This window comes from Nocardia sp. NPDC051981 (assembly GCF_040680715.1).
GTDB lineage: Bacteria > Actinomycetota > Actinomycetes > Mycobacteriales > Mycobacteriaceae > Nocardia.
This window is the reverse complement of the sequence record NZ_JBFAXK010000003.1, coordinates 231,788-248,214: the sequence shown is the minus strand read 5'-3', so window position 1 is coordinate 248,214 and position 16,427 is coordinate 231,788. Positions and strand designations below refer to the sequence as shown.

The 16,427-nt window shown below is 66.7% G+C and carries 15 protein-coding genes and 1 pseudogene; 6 read left to right on the top strand and 10 right to left on the bottom strand.

Annotated elements, in window-relative coordinates:
• The first annotated feature begins 162 nt into the window (after positions 1–162).
• The 4 genes and pseudogenes from AB0L60_RS08190 to AB0L60_RS08175 form a co-directional block, all read left to right on the top strand.
• Positions 163–915 (top strand): hypothetical protein, encoded by a 753-nt coding sequence (locus tag AB0L60_RS08190; RefSeq protein ID WP_364609142.1) that lies wholly within the window; start codon positions 163–165, stop codon positions 913–915.
• Positions 916–925: 10 nt separating this feature from the next.
• Positions 926–2,119, top strand: a complete 1,194-nt coding sequence (lhgO, locus tag AB0L60_RS08185) for an L-2-hydroxyglutarate oxidase (RefSeq protein WP_364609139.1) — start codon at positions 926–928, stop codon at positions 2,117–2,119.
• A 50-nt stretch (positions 2,120–2,169) separates the two neighbouring features.
• Positions 2,170–2,670: an SRPBCC family protein gene (locus AB0L60_RS08180; protein WP_364609136.1), complete on the top strand. Its 501-nt coding sequence runs from the start codon at positions 2,170–2,172 to the stop codon at positions 2,668–2,670.
• 10 nt (positions 2,671–2,680) lie between these two features.
• A pseudogene (locus AB0L60_RS08175) lies at positions 2,681–3,109 on the top strand (ribonuclease H); the annotation flags it as partial.
• 352 nt (positions 3,110–3,461) lie between these two features.
• Here the strand turns inward: AB0L60_RS08175 and AB0L60_RS08170 are convergent.
• The 9 genes from AB0L60_RS08170 to AB0L60_RS08130 all read right to left on the bottom strand — a co-directional run bounded on the left by AB0L60_RS08170 (position 3,462) and on the right by AB0L60_RS08130 (position 13,054).
• The gene (locus tag AB0L60_RS08170; RefSeq protein ID WP_364609134.1) at positions 3,462–4,355 is read right to left on the bottom strand and encodes a hypothetical protein; all 894 of its coding nucleotides are present in this window, start codon (positions 4,353–4,355) and stop codon (positions 3,462–3,464) included.
• Positions 4,356–4,446: 91 nt separating this feature from the next.
• Positions 4,447–5,619: an MlaD family protein gene (locus AB0L60_RS08165; RefSeq protein WP_364609131.1), complete on the bottom strand. Its 1,173-nt coding sequence runs from the start codon at positions 5,617–5,619 to the stop codon at positions 4,447–4,449.
• Complete coding sequence (locus tag AB0L60_RS08160) at positions 5,616–6,731, bottom strand: MlaD family protein (RefSeq protein WP_364609128.1); 1,116 nt, start codon at positions 6,729–6,731, stop codon at positions 5,616–5,618. Before AB0L60_RS08160 ends, AB0L60_RS08165 begins: the two co-directional genes overlap by 4 nt.
• Positions 6,728–7,849: an MCE family protein gene (locus tag AB0L60_RS08155; RefSeq protein ID WP_364609125.1), complete on the bottom strand. Its 1,122-nt coding sequence runs from the start codon at positions 7,847–7,849 to the stop codon at positions 6,728–6,730. Before AB0L60_RS08155 ends, AB0L60_RS08160 begins: the two co-directional genes overlap by 4 nt.
• Positions 7,846–8,844, bottom strand: coding sequence for an MCE family protein (locus AB0L60_RS08150; protein ID WP_364609122.1), 999 nt, complete (start codon positions 8,842–8,844; stop codon positions 7,846–7,848). The genes AB0L60_RS08155 and AB0L60_RS08150 overlap by 4 nt, the downstream gene beginning before the upstream one ends.
• Complete coding sequence (locus AB0L60_RS08145; protein ID WP_364609119.1) at positions 8,841–9,884, bottom strand: MCE family protein; 1,044 nt, start codon at positions 9,882–9,884, stop codon at positions 8,841–8,843. The genes AB0L60_RS08150 and AB0L60_RS08145 overlap by 4 nt, the downstream gene beginning before the upstream one ends.
• On the bottom strand, positions 9,881–11,356 hold the full coding sequence (locus AB0L60_RS08140; protein WP_364609116.1) for an MCE family protein: 1,476 nt from the start codon (positions 11,354–11,356) through the stop codon (positions 9,881–9,883). Before AB0L60_RS08140 ends, AB0L60_RS08145 begins: the two co-directional genes overlap by 4 nt.
• 12 nt (positions 11,357–11,368) lie before the next feature.
• Positions 11,369–12,187: an ABC transporter permease gene (locus AB0L60_RS08135; RefSeq protein ID WP_364609721.1), complete on the bottom strand. Its 819-nt coding sequence runs from the start codon at positions 12,185–12,187 to the stop codon at positions 11,369–11,371.
• Between the two features lie 48 nt (positions 12,188–12,235).
• Positions 12,236–13,054 (bottom strand): ABC transporter permease, encoded by an 819-nt coding sequence (locus AB0L60_RS08130; RefSeq protein ID WP_364609113.1) that lies wholly within the window; start codon positions 13,052–13,054, stop codon positions 12,236–12,238.
• Between the two features lie 499 nt (positions 13,055–13,553).
• Here AB0L60_RS08130 and AB0L60_RS08125 point away from each other — a divergent pair, with 499 nt between their 5' ends.
• Entirely contained in the window at positions 13,554–14,219 is a 666-nt protein-coding gene (locus AB0L60_RS08125) for a serine protease (RefSeq protein WP_364609110.1), read from the top strand.
• A 52-nt stretch (positions 14,220–14,271) separates the two neighbouring features.
• On the opposite strand, the gene AB0L60_RS08120 is transcribed toward AB0L60_RS08125, so the two are convergent.
• A complete protein-coding gene (locus tag AB0L60_RS08120) occupies positions 14,272–14,904 on the bottom strand; it encodes a hypothetical protein (RefSeq protein ID WP_364609108.1) in 633 nt (210 codons plus the stop codon).
• A 110-nt stretch (positions 14,905–15,014) separates the two neighbouring features.
• Here AB0L60_RS08120 and AB0L60_RS08115 point away from each other — a divergent pair, with 110 nt between their 5' ends.
• Positions 15,015–16,313 (top strand): cytochrome P450, encoded by a 1,299-nt coding sequence (locus AB0L60_RS08115; protein ID WP_364609105.1) that lies wholly within the window; start codon positions 15,015–15,017, stop codon positions 16,311–16,313.
• Positions 16,314–16,427 lie beyond the last annotated feature (114 nt).

Here is a 16,427-nt window from a genome sequence, read left to right as displayed (position 1 = left end):
TCCCCGATGTGATCCTGCTCTCACCGGGGCCGTGTGTTACCCGCCGCCACCGTAACCTGGACGCGCGTACGACTTTCAATGGTGCGGGTCGTCGCGCCGTCCACGGACAAGGGGACGGACGGGCGCAGGGGGCCAGGGGAGAGGGAAAGGAACGCACCAGTCATGTCGCATGAACTCGCGACACAGGCCGCCCGGTCGACCCGGCGTACGGCCCAGGTGTTCCGCTACAGCGCCATTGTCACCGCCAGCATGGCCAGCATCGGGCTGACCGTCGCCGCCGGTTCATACATCGCCAATGAAATGGCCCAGCAGCCGGGCAGACTCGCCACGGCCGCGCCGGGCAACCATCCGGCGCTCGTCGAGCTCGGCCCGCGCGGAGCCGATCAGCCGGGCGTCCGGTCCGCCGAGCCGATCGCCGAGAAGGTCGCCCTGACTTCACTTTTCACCAATCGGGGCACGGAACCCGCGTTCGTGCAGGTGATTCCGGCCCGCACCCCGGGCACCGGCGCCGCCGCCGCGGCCGAGGCGCCCCGCCCGCTGGGCGGTCAGTTCCGGCTCGGCACCGCCTACGTGGGCGCGCAGGTGGCCGCGGCCCAGCACACGGCGACGCTCACCGTCGACACCAATGTCTTCGCCACCTTCGCCGATATCCTGCTGAGCACGCCGCTGGGGCACCAGCTGGGCATCAACGGCGATCCGAGCGGCACCACCCGGCTGCGCACCGATGTGGACAGCCGCGGCGACGTGACGCTGACCCTGTCGGACCCCGCGATCGGCAACTACGGCCTGCAGATCGCGCGCCATCCGGTCCCGGCCGCCGCGACCGGCGCTCCCGCGCACGACACCACCGACACGCACGCACACGAGACGGACGGCCGCGCGGCAGGGGAAGACTCGGCCACCGTCGCTGTGTGAGACTTCCGGTGTGTACGACTACTGCGTGATCGGCGGCGGCATCGTCGGGGTGGCCACCGCGCATCGCATGCTCGAACGCCACCCGGGGGCGAGCCTGCTGCTGCTGGAGAAGGCCGGGCAGCTGGGCCTGCACCAGACCGGGCACAACAGCGGGGTCATCCACTCGGGCATCTATTACGAGCCCGGCAGCCTGAAGGCGCGGCTGTGCGTGCGCGGCGCGCAGCTCACCAAGGAATTCGCCGTGGCGCACGACATTCCGTTCCGGGTGTGCGGAAAACTGCTGGTGGCCACCGATACCGCCGAGCACGCGCGGATGCTCGCGCTCTACGAGCGGTCCGTCGCCAATGGCGTCGAGGTGGAGTTGCTCGACGCCGCCGAGCTGATGCGGCGGGAGCCGCGCATCACCGGGGTCGGGGCGCTGTTCGTGGCGAGCACCGGCATCATCGACTACGGCCGGGTGACCCGGGCGCTGGCGCAAGAGGTGCGCACCGCCGGTGGTGAGATCATGCTCGGCGCGGAGGTCACCGCCATTACCGAAACCGACTCGGCGGTAACCGTTTCCGGTCCGGCCGGCACCTGGCAGGCCCGGCGTCTGGTGGTGTGCGCGGGCCTGCAGGCGGACCGGATGGCCCGGCTGGCGGGCCTGGACATCGATCTGCGCATCGTGCCCTTCCGCGGCGAGTACTACCAGCTGCCGCCCGAGCGCAACGATCTGGTGAACACCCTGATCTATCCGATCCCCGATCCCGAACTGCCGTTCCTGGGCGTCCATCTCAGCCCGACCATCGACGGCGCGCTGACCGTCGGGCCCAATGCGGTGCTGGGCCTGGCCCGCGAGGGCTACCGCAAGGGCAGCGTGAACCTCCGCGACGCCCGGGAGATCCTGGGCTACCGCGGTTTTCACCGGGTGGCCGCCGCGAATCTCCGGACCGGCCTGCGGGAAATGCGCAACTCCCTGTTCAAGCGCGGCTACCTGGCCGAATGCCGTCGCTACTGCCCCGAGCTAACCGTCGCCGATCTGTTGCCGCGGGAGGCGGGCATCCGCGCCCAGGCGGTACTGCGGGACGGCGCGCTGGCCCACGATTTCCTGCTCGAGCACACGCCACGCTCGGTTCACGTGCTCAATGCCCCCTCCCCGGCGGCCACCTCCGCCCTGCCCATCGCCGAGTTCGTAGCGGACCGATTGGACGAGTTCGCTCAATAAATAGGATTGCTGTAGTACTTTTAAGGCAGCCGTGGGACAGGGAGCAGCCTATGGGCCATTTCAAGTACGCGAGTGATGTCGGCGCACCGGTGGAAGTCGCGTTCACATATACGGACAACCATCAGTTCGTGCCGGACTGGGCGTTCGGCGTGGTCGCCTTCGAACCGATCGGAGATTCCGATCACGGTGCCGGAGCCGTCTTCGCCGCGACCCTCCGAGTCGGCTTGTGGCATCCCACGATCGAGTGTGAGATCACCGACTACCGCCGCAACGCGGTCATCGAATACACACTCCGCCGACGCCGGAAGGGGAAGCCGGCGTCGGCATGCTCCAACTTCTGTGTCATCACCCTGCGTTTCGACCCCCTCGGGTACGGCCGCGCGGTGCTGACCTCGGAAACCGAGTACTGGGCCCCGCGCGGGCTCACCGGCAAGTTGCTCTCGAAGATGCTGGCCGCGATGGTGCAGGCCACCGTCCGCCGGACCGAGTCGCAATTGCGTAGGGAGATAGAGGAATTCCACGGCACCGATCTTGTCGGCCGGATCGCGTAGGGTAGGCCGCATGATCATCGTGAGCACCGACGGATCATGCCTGCGCAACCCGGGCGGCGCGATCGGCTGGGCCTGGGTCAATCATGCGGGCGGCGCGGCCAGCGGCGGTGCGCCCTCGGGCACCAATCAGATCGCGGAGCTACGCGCCCTCCTCGAGGCCGTCCGGGCCCATCCGGACGCCGAACCCCTGCTCATCGAGAGTGATTCGCTCTATGCCATCAAGTGCGCCTCCGAGTGGATCCATGGCTGGCGCACCAATGGCTGGAAGACCTCCACCGGCGGCGCGGTCAAGAATCTCGAGCTGATCCAGCAGATCGACCGCGCCATCGCCACCCGGCCCGGCCCGGTCCGGTTCCGCTGGGTGCGCGGGCACGTCGGCAACTACTTCAACGAGCAGGCGGACGCGCTGGCCGGCCAGGCCGCGCGGAAGGTGGCCGCCACCGGTGTCGCCACCGATCCCAACGGCGACGAACCGGTACCCTTCGATCCGCCCACCGCGCCGATCCCGGTCGTGGAACCCAAGACCGAGCCGCTCCCGGTGACCGCACCCAGTGGGTTGGAACGAGCCGAGACGGAACAGGCCGAGAAGGTCGGCGCCACCATGCATTCCGCGCATTCCGCGGCCGCGACCCCGCGCCGCCGGGCGACGGCCGCCAAAGCGGCTGCCGCCGAGGCACTCACGTTGTTCTGAGCGCCCCCTGCGCAGGCCCTTTCACCTGCGAAGACATGAAAAAGGGCCCGCCTCCGGAAGTAACGGAGGCGGGCCCTTTTTCGTGTTCGGGATATCCCGATCAGTTACCCGGCTTGGGCGCCGCGGGAGTGGCGGGCGCGGGCTGACCGGACGGGGCGGGCTGACCCGAGGGAGCCGGCTGACCGGAGGGCTGGGCGCCCTGCTGGTCGCCGCCACCGGTTCCGCCCGGGAACAACGGGTTCTCGTCACCGGCGTAGACCGGCTGGAACTTCGACACCAGCCACTTGCCGTCGTGCTTCTCCAGCTCCACATAGGTCGGGATGGTGAGCACGATCGGCTTGGCGTGGAAGTCGTTGGTGGAGGTCTGGGTCAGGCTCACCAGGACCGAGGCCTTGTTGGCATCGCCGGACTCCCAGCCGCAGCGCAGCACGTTCAGCGAGGACTTGGCGTGCGCGCTGGACAGGATGTCCTTCACGTCGCCGGCCATCGGGTCGAACATCTGCTTGAACTCACCGGTGATGAGCGCCTGCACACGCGGGGCGAAATCGTTCCACGAGGACTGGTCGTAGACCGAGACCGCGCGCGCGAAATCGCAGGCGGCCTTGGCAGCGGAGTCGCGGTCGGCGAGTTCGTTGCTCTTGGTGTGCGATTGCCACCAGAACGCGCCCAGACCCGCGAGCGAGGCGACCAGCAGCACGCCGAGCGCGATGAGCGCGACCATCGGCACCGCGACCTTGGAGACCAGCGCGGACTCGGACTTCGCCGGCGGCGCGGCGGCCGCCGGTTCCGGCATCGCGGCCGGTGCGGTCGAATCCACTTCCGGCTCGGCGGCCTTCGCTTCCGGCTCCGCCTTCGCTTCCGGCTCGGGCCGGGCCGCCTCGGCGTCCTTCGTCAACTCCGGCTTCTCGGCGGCCTGTTCGGCGCTGCTCTGGGCATCGGCCTCGGCGATGGAATCGTCTTCGGTTTTCTTGTCCTGGGCAGCGTCGTCCGACATCTATTCGATCACTTTCCCGGTGCGCTGCGGACGCACCGTCTAGGTTTCGTCAGCGAGTATGCCCGCTGCTGCTGAGAGCGGCGGGCGGCACTCACTTGACCGGCGGCAGAGTCCGCTCGTTCGGATCCGAACCCGCGGGCGGAAGCGCGCCATTGTTGGGCACGTCCGGTCGCGGCGCGTTACCCGAGCCGCGGATCTGCTGGTCCTGGGGTGGGTTCTGGCAGTAGCTCGCCCATTTCGGGAAGGAGTTCTCGGTCGCTACGGCGGGGTTCACCTTCTTGGTGACGTAGTCGCAGAAGGACCGCGGCCAGATGTCCACGATGGTGTAGAACTCACCGTCGTGCGCCGGCACGCCCATGGCGGAGGTGCCGACCACCAGCGACGGGAACAGTGCCCGCAGCGCCGGGGTGCGCAGCTGCGCGGCCTTGGTGATGGCCGCGAAGTTGGTGGCCAGGCTGGTCATCGGGTCGGCGGTCTTGTCCAGCACCGCGCCGAGGGCCTGCATCTGGCCGGGCGCCTGCTCCAGGATCTTCTGGAGTTCGGCATTCGCGTCGTTGAACTGATTGAACAACACACTCGAATTACGGGTCAGCGTACCCAGATCCGGCTGCGCCAGCGATGTGGTGCCGGAAATGACCTGGAGGTTCTTGATCAGGTTGGTGGTCTGGGGGAGCAGGTTGTCCAGGCCGTTGGTGGCCAGGCTGAGGCCGTCGACGAGCGAGCGCAGTTGGTCCGGGCCGCCGGAGAGGGCGGTGTCCAGCTCGGTCAGGATGACGCTGAACTTGTCCGGATCCACCTGGGCGATGAGCGCGCTGGCATTGTCGAGCACCGACCACACGGGGGTGGGGGTCTTGACCTTGTTGGCGTCGAACTGGATCACCGAACCGCTGCGCAGGAACGGGCCCTGGTCGGTGTTCGGGCGGAAGTCGATGTACTGCTCGCCCGCACCCGACAGCGCGCCCACCGACACCTGGGTGTCGGCCGGGATCGAGTACTTCTTGTCGATCTCGGCGGTGGCCGCGATGGCGGCGCCATTGTCGATGAGCTTGATGTCGAGGACCTTGCCGACGCGGTAGCCGCGCAGGGTCACGTCATTGCCGCTCTGCAGCCCGCCGGATCGGTCCAGATTGACCGTCACCGTGTAGGTTTCGCGCAGCGGATTCACCCGCATCACGCTGATCAGCAGGTAGGACGCGCCCACCAGCAGGATCAGCACCAACGCGGAATTGGACACCAGGTTCTTGTGTCGCGATACCCAGTTCATCGGTGTCCCCCGTTGATCCGGCCGTAGATGATCTGCAGCACCTGGATCAGGCTGCCCCCGAAGTCGTTGAGGTCCTCGAGGTCCGGGAACTTGCTGTTGGCCGGATCGGTGAGCAGGCCGATGTCGAGCATGGACAGGGTCGCGGCCACGGCCAAGGTGTCGCCCTTGAACGAGGCGTCGGCCTTGGGCCGGATGTCGTGCAGGGCGTCCAGGGCGGGACCGAGGGTCTGATCGGTCCGGGACAGCGCGCTCATCAGCTGGTTCACATTGTCGAGCAGGCTGCTGAGCGAGTCCGAGGTGGTGTTGGCGTAATCGCCCAGTGCCGCACTGGTTGTCGAGATCTTGGTGAGCAGATCGCCGAGGGCCTGGTTGTTCTCGGCGATGGCGCCGATCATGCCCGGCAGGCTGTCGGCCACCTGCCCCAGCTGCTGGTGGTTGGCCTCGATGGTGTTGGCCAGCGCACTGAATCCGGCCAGCACATTGTCGATGCGCGAGCTGTTGGTGTTGAGGCTGGTCATCACGCTGGTCAGCTGAGTGATGACGTGACCCACCTGATCGCCGCGTCCGCCGACGATGGAGTCCAGCTCCGAGGTCAGCTTGGACAGGCTGGCGATGCCACCGCCGTTGAACAGCAACGAAACCGACATCAGTAGTTCTTCGACGGTCGCGCCGGCCGAGGTGTTGGTGAGCCGGTCACCGTTCTTCAGCAGCTGCATGCCGGGCTCGGCCTTGGGGATGGACACCGCCACGAAGACGTCGCCGAGCGGGGTGGCCTGGCGCAGTTCCGCGGTGCTGCCGGCCGGCAGCTCGATGTCCTGGCGGATGGCCAGGTCCACATTGGCCTTGAAGTCCTTGGTCGTGATCTTGGTGACCACGCCGACGTCGGAGCCACCGACCTTGACCTTGGCCTGGTCGGGCAGGTTCAGCGCATTGTCGAAGGTCGCGTGAATGGTGTAGGTGTTGGCGCCCGGACCGGGTTTGGGCAGCGGCAGGCTCTCCACCGTGATGCCGCAGCCGGAGGCGACGACGGCGGTCGCGGAGACCGCGATGGCCACGACCGCCCGGCGGGCCGAGCGGCCCGCGCGCAGATCCTTCCAGAAGCGATTACTCATTTGGTCATCCCCAGCATCGCCGCCATCAGACCGAAGTCGGGTCCGAAGTCCTCCATTTTCCCGGTGCGGCAGCCATCCGATTTCATCTGGATGCGTTCGCAGAACAGGCTCACGATCTCCCCGGAGAGCGCGGTACCGATCAGGCCGTGCAGGCGAATGAAGTTGCCCTGCCGGTTGACCGAGCGGTCCAGGTTCTGCATGAGCAGCGGGGCCACGTCGACCACCTCGGTCACGCCGGCCGCGTTGGCGCGCAACTGGTTGGTGACATTGGTGAGCCCGGTGAGGGTGCCGTTGAGCTGATCGGAGTACTGCGAGAACGCGCCACTGGTGTTGGCCAGGAACGCATTCAGCTGATCCAGCGTGCCCTGCAGACCGGGCGCCTGATCGGCCAGCAGCCCGGTCATCTGGGTGATCCTGTTGCTGAATCCGCGCACCGAGTCGTCGTTCTCGGACAGCATGGTGGTCAGCTCGTTGAGCTTGATGATGATGGTGGAGATGGCGTCCTTGTTGTCGACGCCGGTCTTGAGTGCGCCGGAGAGCGCATTGAGCACATCGCGCATCTTCTCGCCGTTGCCGTTCATCATCGGGTACAGCACGCGACCCGAGAGCGGGCCGACGCCTTCCTGCCCCGGCTCGGGCTCGAGCGCGGCGGCGAAGCTGTCGATGGTCTTGATCATGGTGTCCAGCTCGACCGGGGTCTTGGTCTGCTGGGTGGTCAGGTGCGAGCCGTCGGCCAGGGTGTCACCGCCGGTGTAGCGCGGGGTGAGCTCGATGTGCCGGTCGGTCACGATGGACGGCGAAACCAGTGCCGCCTGAACGTTCTTCGGGATCTTGACGCCCTTGTCCACGGTCATGTGAACCTCGACGTACTGACCCTTCGGAATGATCTTGTCGACCCGGCCCACCTCGAGCCCGAGCACGGTGATCGGGTTGCCCTCGAACATGCCCGCGATATTGAGGAAGTCCGCGGTGAAGTGCTGGGTCTGCCCCGCGGCGTCCTTCACCCCGAGCGGCACGATGGAGCAGGAGCCCACGGCCCACGCCGCGGCGCCGATCATGGCCGCCTTGGCGATTCGGCCGAGCAGGCGCTTCTTTTGTTCTGCAACAGTCGATGTCATTGGTGGCACCCCTCGTTCACCTGCGCGAAGCACAACCAGTTGTCCGGGAACAGCCACGGCAGCGCGACCTCACCGTAGTTGCCGTTGCCGAAGGCATTGTTGAACTGCCGGATGGCCGGCGGCATGATCGACAGCAGCCGATCCAGGTTGTCCTTGTTCTTCTGCAGACCGTCGGCCATGGTGTTGAGCTGCTGCAGGGTCGGGCCGAACTTGTTGTCGTTGTCCGCGCCGATCTGCTGCAGCTGCCCGGTGAGCGTTGCGATGTTGTCCAGCAACGTCTTCAGCAGGTTCTGACGCTGCATCACCCGGTCGGCGATGGCCTGGCCCTGGGTGATGACCAGCAGCACGCTGTTGCGGTTGTCGCCGAGGATCCTGGTGACCTTGTCCAGATCCTTGAGCAGCTGGTCGACCTGATCCTTGCGGTTGTTCATGGTCTTGGCCAGCGCGCCGATGGCGTCGAGCGCCTGCACCGTCATCTGCGGGGTGTCGCCCATCTGCTGGTTGATCAGATTCAGCGAATCCGCGAGCTTCTTGGTGTCGAGCTCCTCGAACTTGGGCGTGCCCTCCTGCACCACGTCGGCCAGGTTGTAGGGAACCACGGTGTTGGACTTGGGAATCCGGTTGTCCTTCAACCCGGAGCCGTCGCCGGGCATCAGGTCGACGTAGCGCGCGCCCAGCAGGGTCGCCATCTTGATCGACGCCTTGGCATCAGGGCCGAGCTTCACGTCCTTGTCGACGTTCAGGGTCAGCAGCACGTGATCACCCTCGAGCTCGGCGCCCGAGATGGTGCCGACGGGAACGCCCGAGACGTCCACCTTGTCACCGACTTTGACGCCGGCGGTCTGCACGAACTCGGCCTTGATGCTCTGGGTGCCGACACCCACCGTCTTGTAGAGGGTGGAGCCCAGCAGCAGCGCGACGATGACCGCCACGCCGAGCACGCCGAGCCAGAAATTGCGATTGGTACTGAAGCGGTTCTGGAGTTTCGCGATCATGGCCGGCACACCGCCGAGTGGGAGTTGCCGCCGACCTGCGAGAACAGACCGCGCGGGAAGAGGATGCCGTACAGCGAGACGTCCAAGCCGCACAGGTAGGCATTGGCGTAGGCGCCGTTCTGGGTGAACTTGCCGACGTCGGAGAGGATGCCGGGCAGGTCCACCGCCGCCTGGTCGAGCTTGGCGCCATTGGACAGCAGCAGCGCCAGCGCGTCGTGGGTGGCGTTCTGCGCCAGCACCAGCTTGGGCTGGATGGAACCGAACATCCCCACCAGAGCCGTTGTGGCATCGGCGATCTGGACCGTCGACGCCTGCAGCGACTGGCCCTGCGCGTAGAGGCCGCCGATCAGGGCGCGGGTCTGGGTGACCAGCGTCTCCAGCTCGTCGCCCCGCTTGGCCAGCCCCGACATCACGCCGGACAGGTTGGTGATCACGTCGGAGAGGATGCCGTCGCGGCGTTCGAAGTCCGAGGCCACCGACGCGGCCTGGGTGATGAACGCGCTCAGCGACACATTGTCACCCTGCAGCGCCTGGATGAAGGTGTTGGACAGGTTGTTCACCTGCTCGGGCTGCAGCACCTGGAACAGCGGCTGGAAACCGTTGAGCAGCGCCGAGATATCGAACGACGGCTCGGTCCGGTCCAGCGGAATGGCACCGTTGTTCTTCAGCACCACATGGTCGCCGGTGTGCGGCTTGCCCGCGGCGGGCGGGTTCAGCGCGACATACCGTTGTCCGATCAGGTTCTGGTACCGGACCAGCGCCTTGGTGTCCCCGTACAGCGTCTGATCGCGCTGCACGATGAAGGTCACCACGGCCTGGTTCTTCTTGTCCAGCTCGATCTTCTCGACCTTGCCGACCCGCACACCGGCCATCCGGACGTCATCGCCCGCACGCAGGCCCAGGACATCGCTGAAGGTCGCGGTGTAGGTGTTGGTATCGCCTTTCACGGTGCGCGCGAGCGTATTCCAGATGACCGCGGTCACCAGGATGGACACGATCGCGAAGATGCCGAAACCGATCAGCGGCTTACGAACGCTCATCGGCCGGCCTCGCTCTGGCTCAGTTGCAAGGTCGCACCCTTCAGGATCGGGCTCAACAGCAGGTACTCGGCCGCGGTCGGACGCCGGCCCAGCAGGGCGGTGATGGCGTCGTCACCGGCCAGGGCGATGTTCCCACCGGTGGGCACCGAACCCGGCTGGCTCGCCGGGGCAGCCGGAGCCGGAGCGGCCGGCGCCAGATTCGGGAACAGCCCCTGCAGCGGCGTGCCCGCGAGCGGGTCGGTACCCGGCTTCGCAGCACCGTCGCTCGGCGCGTCGGTGGGTGTGCCGGTGGCGGTGAGACCCGGGATCAGCGGGAAGCCCGGCGGCGGCGCGGTGACCGGCAGGTCCTTGGCGGCGTCGATGGCCCTGGGGCGCATGGCTTCCGGCAGCGTGCCCGGATCCGAGGTGAGCGGCGCGGTGCCACAGCTCGGGGCGGCCAGGTCGCCGTAGTGCGGGCAGTCGTCGCGGGTGTAGGGCTTGTAGGGCGTGAAGGTGATGCCCATGTTCCAGATCATCTGGTTCTGCGGACCCCAGTGGAACGTCGAACCCAGCTTGCGCACCGAATCGTTCAGGTTCGCGATGGCCTGCGGAATGGCGTCCGGGTTGTCCGACAGCGCACCGAACATGGCGCTGGTCCCCGTGGTCAGATCCTTGCCGACATTGGGGTTGCGGGCGAAGAGCCCGTTCACCTTGTCGATGGTGTTCTCACTGCCGGAGAGGAGCGCGGTGAGCTCGGCCCGGCGGTCGGAGATGGTCTGCGCGGTCTTCACCGAATCCGACAGCACGCCCATCAGTTCCGGCGCGGACTGGTTGAGCGCGTGGAAGGAGGAGGAGAAGTCGTCGAGGAAGCCGCCGACATTCGGCACCGCCCCGCGCACGCCCTCGAGCCAGCGGTCGACGCGCTCGATGGTGGAGCCGGGCATGCGGCCGCTGCCGTCCAGCGCGTAGGACAACGTGCCCAGCACGCGGCCCAGCTGTACCGGATCGATCTTGCTCAGGATATTGCGGACCGTGGTGAGGGTGTCCTGCAGGGCGATGGTGCCCTTGGAGGTGTCCTCCGCGATCTGCGAACCCTCCTTCAGATGCGTGGAATCCGGTCCGTTGTAAACGAGTTCGACCGAGGTGACGGCGAACAGGTTGGAGGGCACCACGCGCGCGGTGACATTGGCCGGGACGCCGCCGGCGTACTCCGGCTTCATCTCGATGTGCACCTCCTGCTTGGTCCCCTTGGCCGCGACCGACACGTCCTTGACGGCGCCGACCAGCACGCCGCGGAACTTCACGTCGGCATTGGCCGGCAGGCCGTCACCGGTGGTGGTCAGATTTGCTGTGACATTGACCTTTTCGACGAAATAGCCGCGGTACCGGGCGAACAGGAAGCCCAGCACGACCGCGATGACGGTGAGGCCGCAGGCACCGGCGATGAGCAACTGCCGCATCGTCGGTCCGCGCCCGCTCGGATCGATGATCATCGTGTGCGCCCCCTATCCCGAGATCCGGATGCCAGGGTTCACGCCCCAGATCGCCAATGTCATGAACAGGTCGGCGAAGACGACCGCGATGATGCACAGCTTGATCGCGCGACCGGCCGCCACACCCACGCCCTCCGGGCCGCCGGAGGCGAAAAACCCGTAGTAGCACTGGATGAACGTGGTGATCGCGACGAAGAGGATCGCCTTGAGCAGTGAGTACAGCACATCGTGCGGCACCAGGAATTGATAGAAGTAGTGCTGGAAGGTGCCCGTCGCGGTGCCGCCCACCAGGGACACGGTCAGCGAGCAGGAGATGTAGGCCAGCGGCAGCGCCACGCAGTACAGCGGCACGATGGCGATCATGGCCGCGATCATGCGGGTGCTGACCAGATACGGAAGGGGCCGGATGGCAACCGATTCCAGCGCGTCGATCTCCTCGGAGATGCGCATGGCGCCCAGCTGCGCGGTGAACCGGCAGCCCGCCTGCGCCGCGAAGGCGACCGTGGCCAGCATGGGCCCGAGCTCGCGCGTGGTGGCGAAGGCCGAGATGGCGCCGGTGAGCGGGCTCAGGCCGAGCAGGTTCAGCGAGGTGTAGCCCTGGATGGCGACGGTCATGCCGCCGAACGCCGACAGGATCAGCACCACGCCGATGGTGCCGCCACCGACGATGAGATTGCCGTTGCCCCAGGTGACGTCGGACAGCAGCCGCCATACCTCTTTGGGGTACTGCTTGAACGCGAGCGGCATGGAGCCGACCGAGCGCAGGAAGAAGAACACCTGGTGGCCGATGCGCGCCAGCCAGTCACGCGGCGAGCTGGCCGCGCCTTTCATCCGTTGGAACGGCCGCAGCAGCGGCGGTACGTACGTAGCTGACACGGCTCAGACCACCTGCGGGGGGAAAAGGGTGTTGTACAGCTGCGTCATCATCAGGTTGACGCCGAAGAGCATGACCGCGGACATGACCACGGCGGTGTTCACCGCGTTGGCCACGCCGCCGGGACCGCCCTTGGCGTTGAGCCCCGAGTCACAGGCGATGACGGCGGCGAACAGGCCGTAGATGAGCGACTTCAGCAGGGCCACAGCCAGATCCGCCGTGATCGCGAACGACGAGAACGTACTGATGTAGGAGCCCGGGGTGCCGTTCTGGACGAAGATGTTGAACATGTAGCCGGTCAGGAAGCCGACGAAAACCACGAAACCGCAGAGCAATACCGAAACCAGCATGGCCGCGCCGAGACGCGGAGCGACCAGGCGCCGCATGGGATCGACGCCCATGACCTTCATGGCGTCGATCTCCTCGCGGATGGTGCGGGAGCCGAGGTCGGCACAGATGGCGGAGCCGACGGCGCCGGAGATCATGAGCGCGGTGACCAGCGGCGCGCCCTGCTGAATGATGCCCAGGCCGTTGGCCGCGCCGATGAAGGACGTCGCCCCGACCTGCCCGGCCACCGATCCGACCTGAATCGAGACGATGACGGCGATCGGAATGGCGACCAGCAGGGTGGGCGCCGCGGCGACATTCGCCATGAACGCGCACTGCCGGATGAACTCACGGTAGGGGAAGCGGCGGCGGAAGATCGCGATGAAAAGCTCGGCGACCGCGGCGACACCCATCGACATCATCCGGCCACCGGTTTCCAGCGACCGTTTCGGATGATCCTGCCAGTACGCCTTGGCCCAATCCACGGCCACATTCATCCGTGATGATGACGGTGGGCTTCCCTCGTCCCCCGGGCTCTTGGTCAACTGCACTGACTACCCCTCTCGACGCCGGAGTTACCCGTCTCCGGCGACTGTTGCTGGACGCACCCTACTACGGAGTTAGGAAAAACACACCACCGATTGTGGTTCCGGTCATAGAGACGGATCACTTTCGTTGTATTGCTGTGAACAGCCACATCAGGGTCGGTTTACGGGGCAAAAAACCTGGAAGAGATCTAGAACTTGTTCTAGTTTTGAACTATCCACCGGCGTATGTGGACATCGACCGGGTAACAATTTGTAGGAACAAATTTATCGGAATTCGATAGCTTTTGCGTATTGTCCCGTAATCCACATCCAACTAGGTATCGGCCGCTAACCCCGGCAGGACACGGCTACGCAACATGTGGCAGTACAACGGGCAACCGGGCTCGAATACTGACAGGATGAGTAACCGCAGGTTGAGATTCGTGCGGCTTCCGACGTCTGGAGGGACATGATCAAGAAACTCGCCGGGGCTACCGGCGCATTCGCCATCGCCCTGAGTACCGCGCTCTTCGGAATCGGAGCCGCTCACGCCGATGCAGCGCCCGCCGTCATCGGTGGCGGCTCCGGGATCATCATCGATGATCAGTACGAGTGCACCGTGACCACCATCGGCCACGACGGCGCCGGACGGCTGGTCGGCCTGACCGCCGGGCACTGCGGCGACGCCGGGTCCCGGGTCTGGGCCGAAAAGGATCGCGCCGCAGGACAGATCGGTCAGTTCGTCTACTCCAACCACGATCTCGACTACGCCGTCATCCAGTTCGATCCGGACCGCGTCGTCCCGGTCAACCACATCGGCAATGTCACCATTACCGGGATCGGCGGCCCGCCCGGATTCCCCATGATCGTCTGCAAGGAGGGCCGCACCACCGGCAATACCTGCGGCATCTCGTGGGGCGACGTCTTCGACACCAATGTCGAGACCTGGAGTCAGATGTGTGTGGTGGAGGGCGATTCCGGCGCGCCGGTCGTCGTCGGCACCACCCTCGTCGGCATGGTCAACGCCTACCTGGCGGTGGCCTGCTTCGGCCCCGAGGTCGGCACCAACATGAGTTCGATCATGGCCGACCTCAACGGCCGGGGCGGCATCGGTTCCGGCTACGCGGTGATCTGATCCCCGAACAATGCTGACCGGGGCGGTGATTCGGGAATCACCGCCCCGGTTGCTATTTGAGGGTGTTGACGCAGACGACGAAATTGCGTTCGTCGTAGACGTAGCCCTGGTCGCCGTCGGGACAGTCGTCGACGCTGCTGCTGTGCTGCACGATCGACACCACCTTCACACCCTCGGTGGCCGTGGTGGCGGTGCAGGGGATGCGGTGGGCCGCGTCATTGCCGACGTCCATGCAGTCGCCGACGACCCAGTCGATGGTCAGGCAGAGGGCGCCGGTCTCCACGCCATTGAGGGTTTCGTAGTAGACCTGGTCGGAATCCTTGCCGCACTGGGCATTGCGCGGAGCCTTGCCGGTCACCTTGTAGTTGGAGTCCTGGCTGCCGCAGCTCGCCTTCTGGATGCTGGCGTTGTCGGTGGTGCCACCGAGCTTCACGCAGTCGCCGATCGCGGCCTGGAAGTCGGTGTTGCCGCCTCGGTCGGCGCGCGGGGTGGTGGTGGGCGCACCCGAACCGGGCTTGCCGGAGGGTTTCCCGGGAGTGGCGCCGGGGGTCTTGGTGGGGAGCACGATGTCGCCGGGGGCGGCCTGGGGGTGGCCGGAAACGGTGGTCCCGCAGCCGGCGAGCAGCAGGGTGGCGGCGGAGATCGCGGGCAGGGCGATCCGGGCGGAAAGCTGCTGACGCAACACGGGCGAGTCCTATATTTCGAAACAAACAGATTTGACTTCTGTGCCCATGCATACACCACGGGCACCGGGAAGATCGAACCGAGACGGTCCGGCATTTCGTATGGGAAGCCATGAGCACCGACATCCTGGAGCGCTATCTCTCCTGGCGGCGCGGCCGCGACGGTGACCCCTTCCGGGTGCGGATGCCGGCCCTGGGACCGGTGCTCTTCACCGGCACTCCCGAGGGCGCGCGCGAGTTCTTCCGGGCCCCGGTGGACCTGCTGGAACCGCCGCTGCCCAATCCCATCGAGCCCATGGTGGGCGCGGCCTCGCTCATCCTGGCCCGCGACGGCCGGCACCGGCGCGAGCGGGCGCTGCTCGCGCCGGCATTGCACCGCAATCGAATCAGCGCCTACGGCAACGCCATTCGCGAGGCGGCCCGGGCCGAGCTGAGCGGGGAGCGGACCGGGGACCCATGGCGGCCCGGCACCCGCATCGATGCCCGGGCGGCGGCGCGGGCACTGACGCTGCGGGTGATCCTGGCGGCGGTGTTCGGCATCGACGATGCGGCGCGCCGAGCCGAATACACCACCGTCACACAGGAATTCCTGGAGTCCTTCGGCAGCACGCTGTTCATGGTTCCGGCATTGCGGCGCAAGCTGTTCGGGCTGTCCGGCTGGGAGCGGTTCAGCACGGCACGGGATCGGCTCGACGAACTCATCGACGCCGAGGTGGCGCGGCGGCGCGCGGACGGGGGCGGCGGGGCGGATCTGCTGGCGCTCATGCTGGACACCCGCTACGAGGACGGCAGCGCCATCACCGACACCGATCTGCGCGAGCAATTGCGCACCCTGCTGGTGGCGGGGCACGAGACCACGGCGACCGCGCTGGTGTGGGCGTTGTACCGGCTGCACCGGGAACCGGAGGCGCTGGCCCGGCTGCGCGCCGAAGTGGCCGCCGCCGGAAGCGATCCCGGCCCGGCCGAACTGATGGCGCTGCCCTACCTGGACGCGGTCTGCCAGGAGACGCTGCGTTTGCATCCGCCGGTGCCGATCGTATTGCGCAGGCTCACCGGTGATCTCACGCTGCGCGGGGTGCCGCTGTCGGCGGGGGACACCATGGGGATCTCGATGCACCTGCTGCACACCGATCCCGCGGTGTGGCCGCAGCCGCGGCGGTTCCGGCCCGAGCGGTTTCTGGAGCGCCGCTACAGCCCGTTCGAGTTCGCCCCGTTCGGCGGCGGGCACCGGCGTTGCGTCGGTGCGGCGCTGGCCGATTACGAACTTCGCATTGTGCTGGCTACTGTATTGACCGATGTGCGGCTACGGTTGTCGCCGCGGTTCGCACACGGGCCCGCGCCGATGTCGGTGCCGCACACCATCACGGTCGGGCCGCGCAGCGCCATCACGTTCGATGTCGCCGGGTTCTGAAGGGACCTCAGTGATTTCGATCACAAGCAGGTTTCGGGAAGTGAGCACTCCGAAAGCGGCCGCGCCGGTGTCACTTTCGGGGAATCGCCGATGTCATCGGCGCATTCGCGCCAG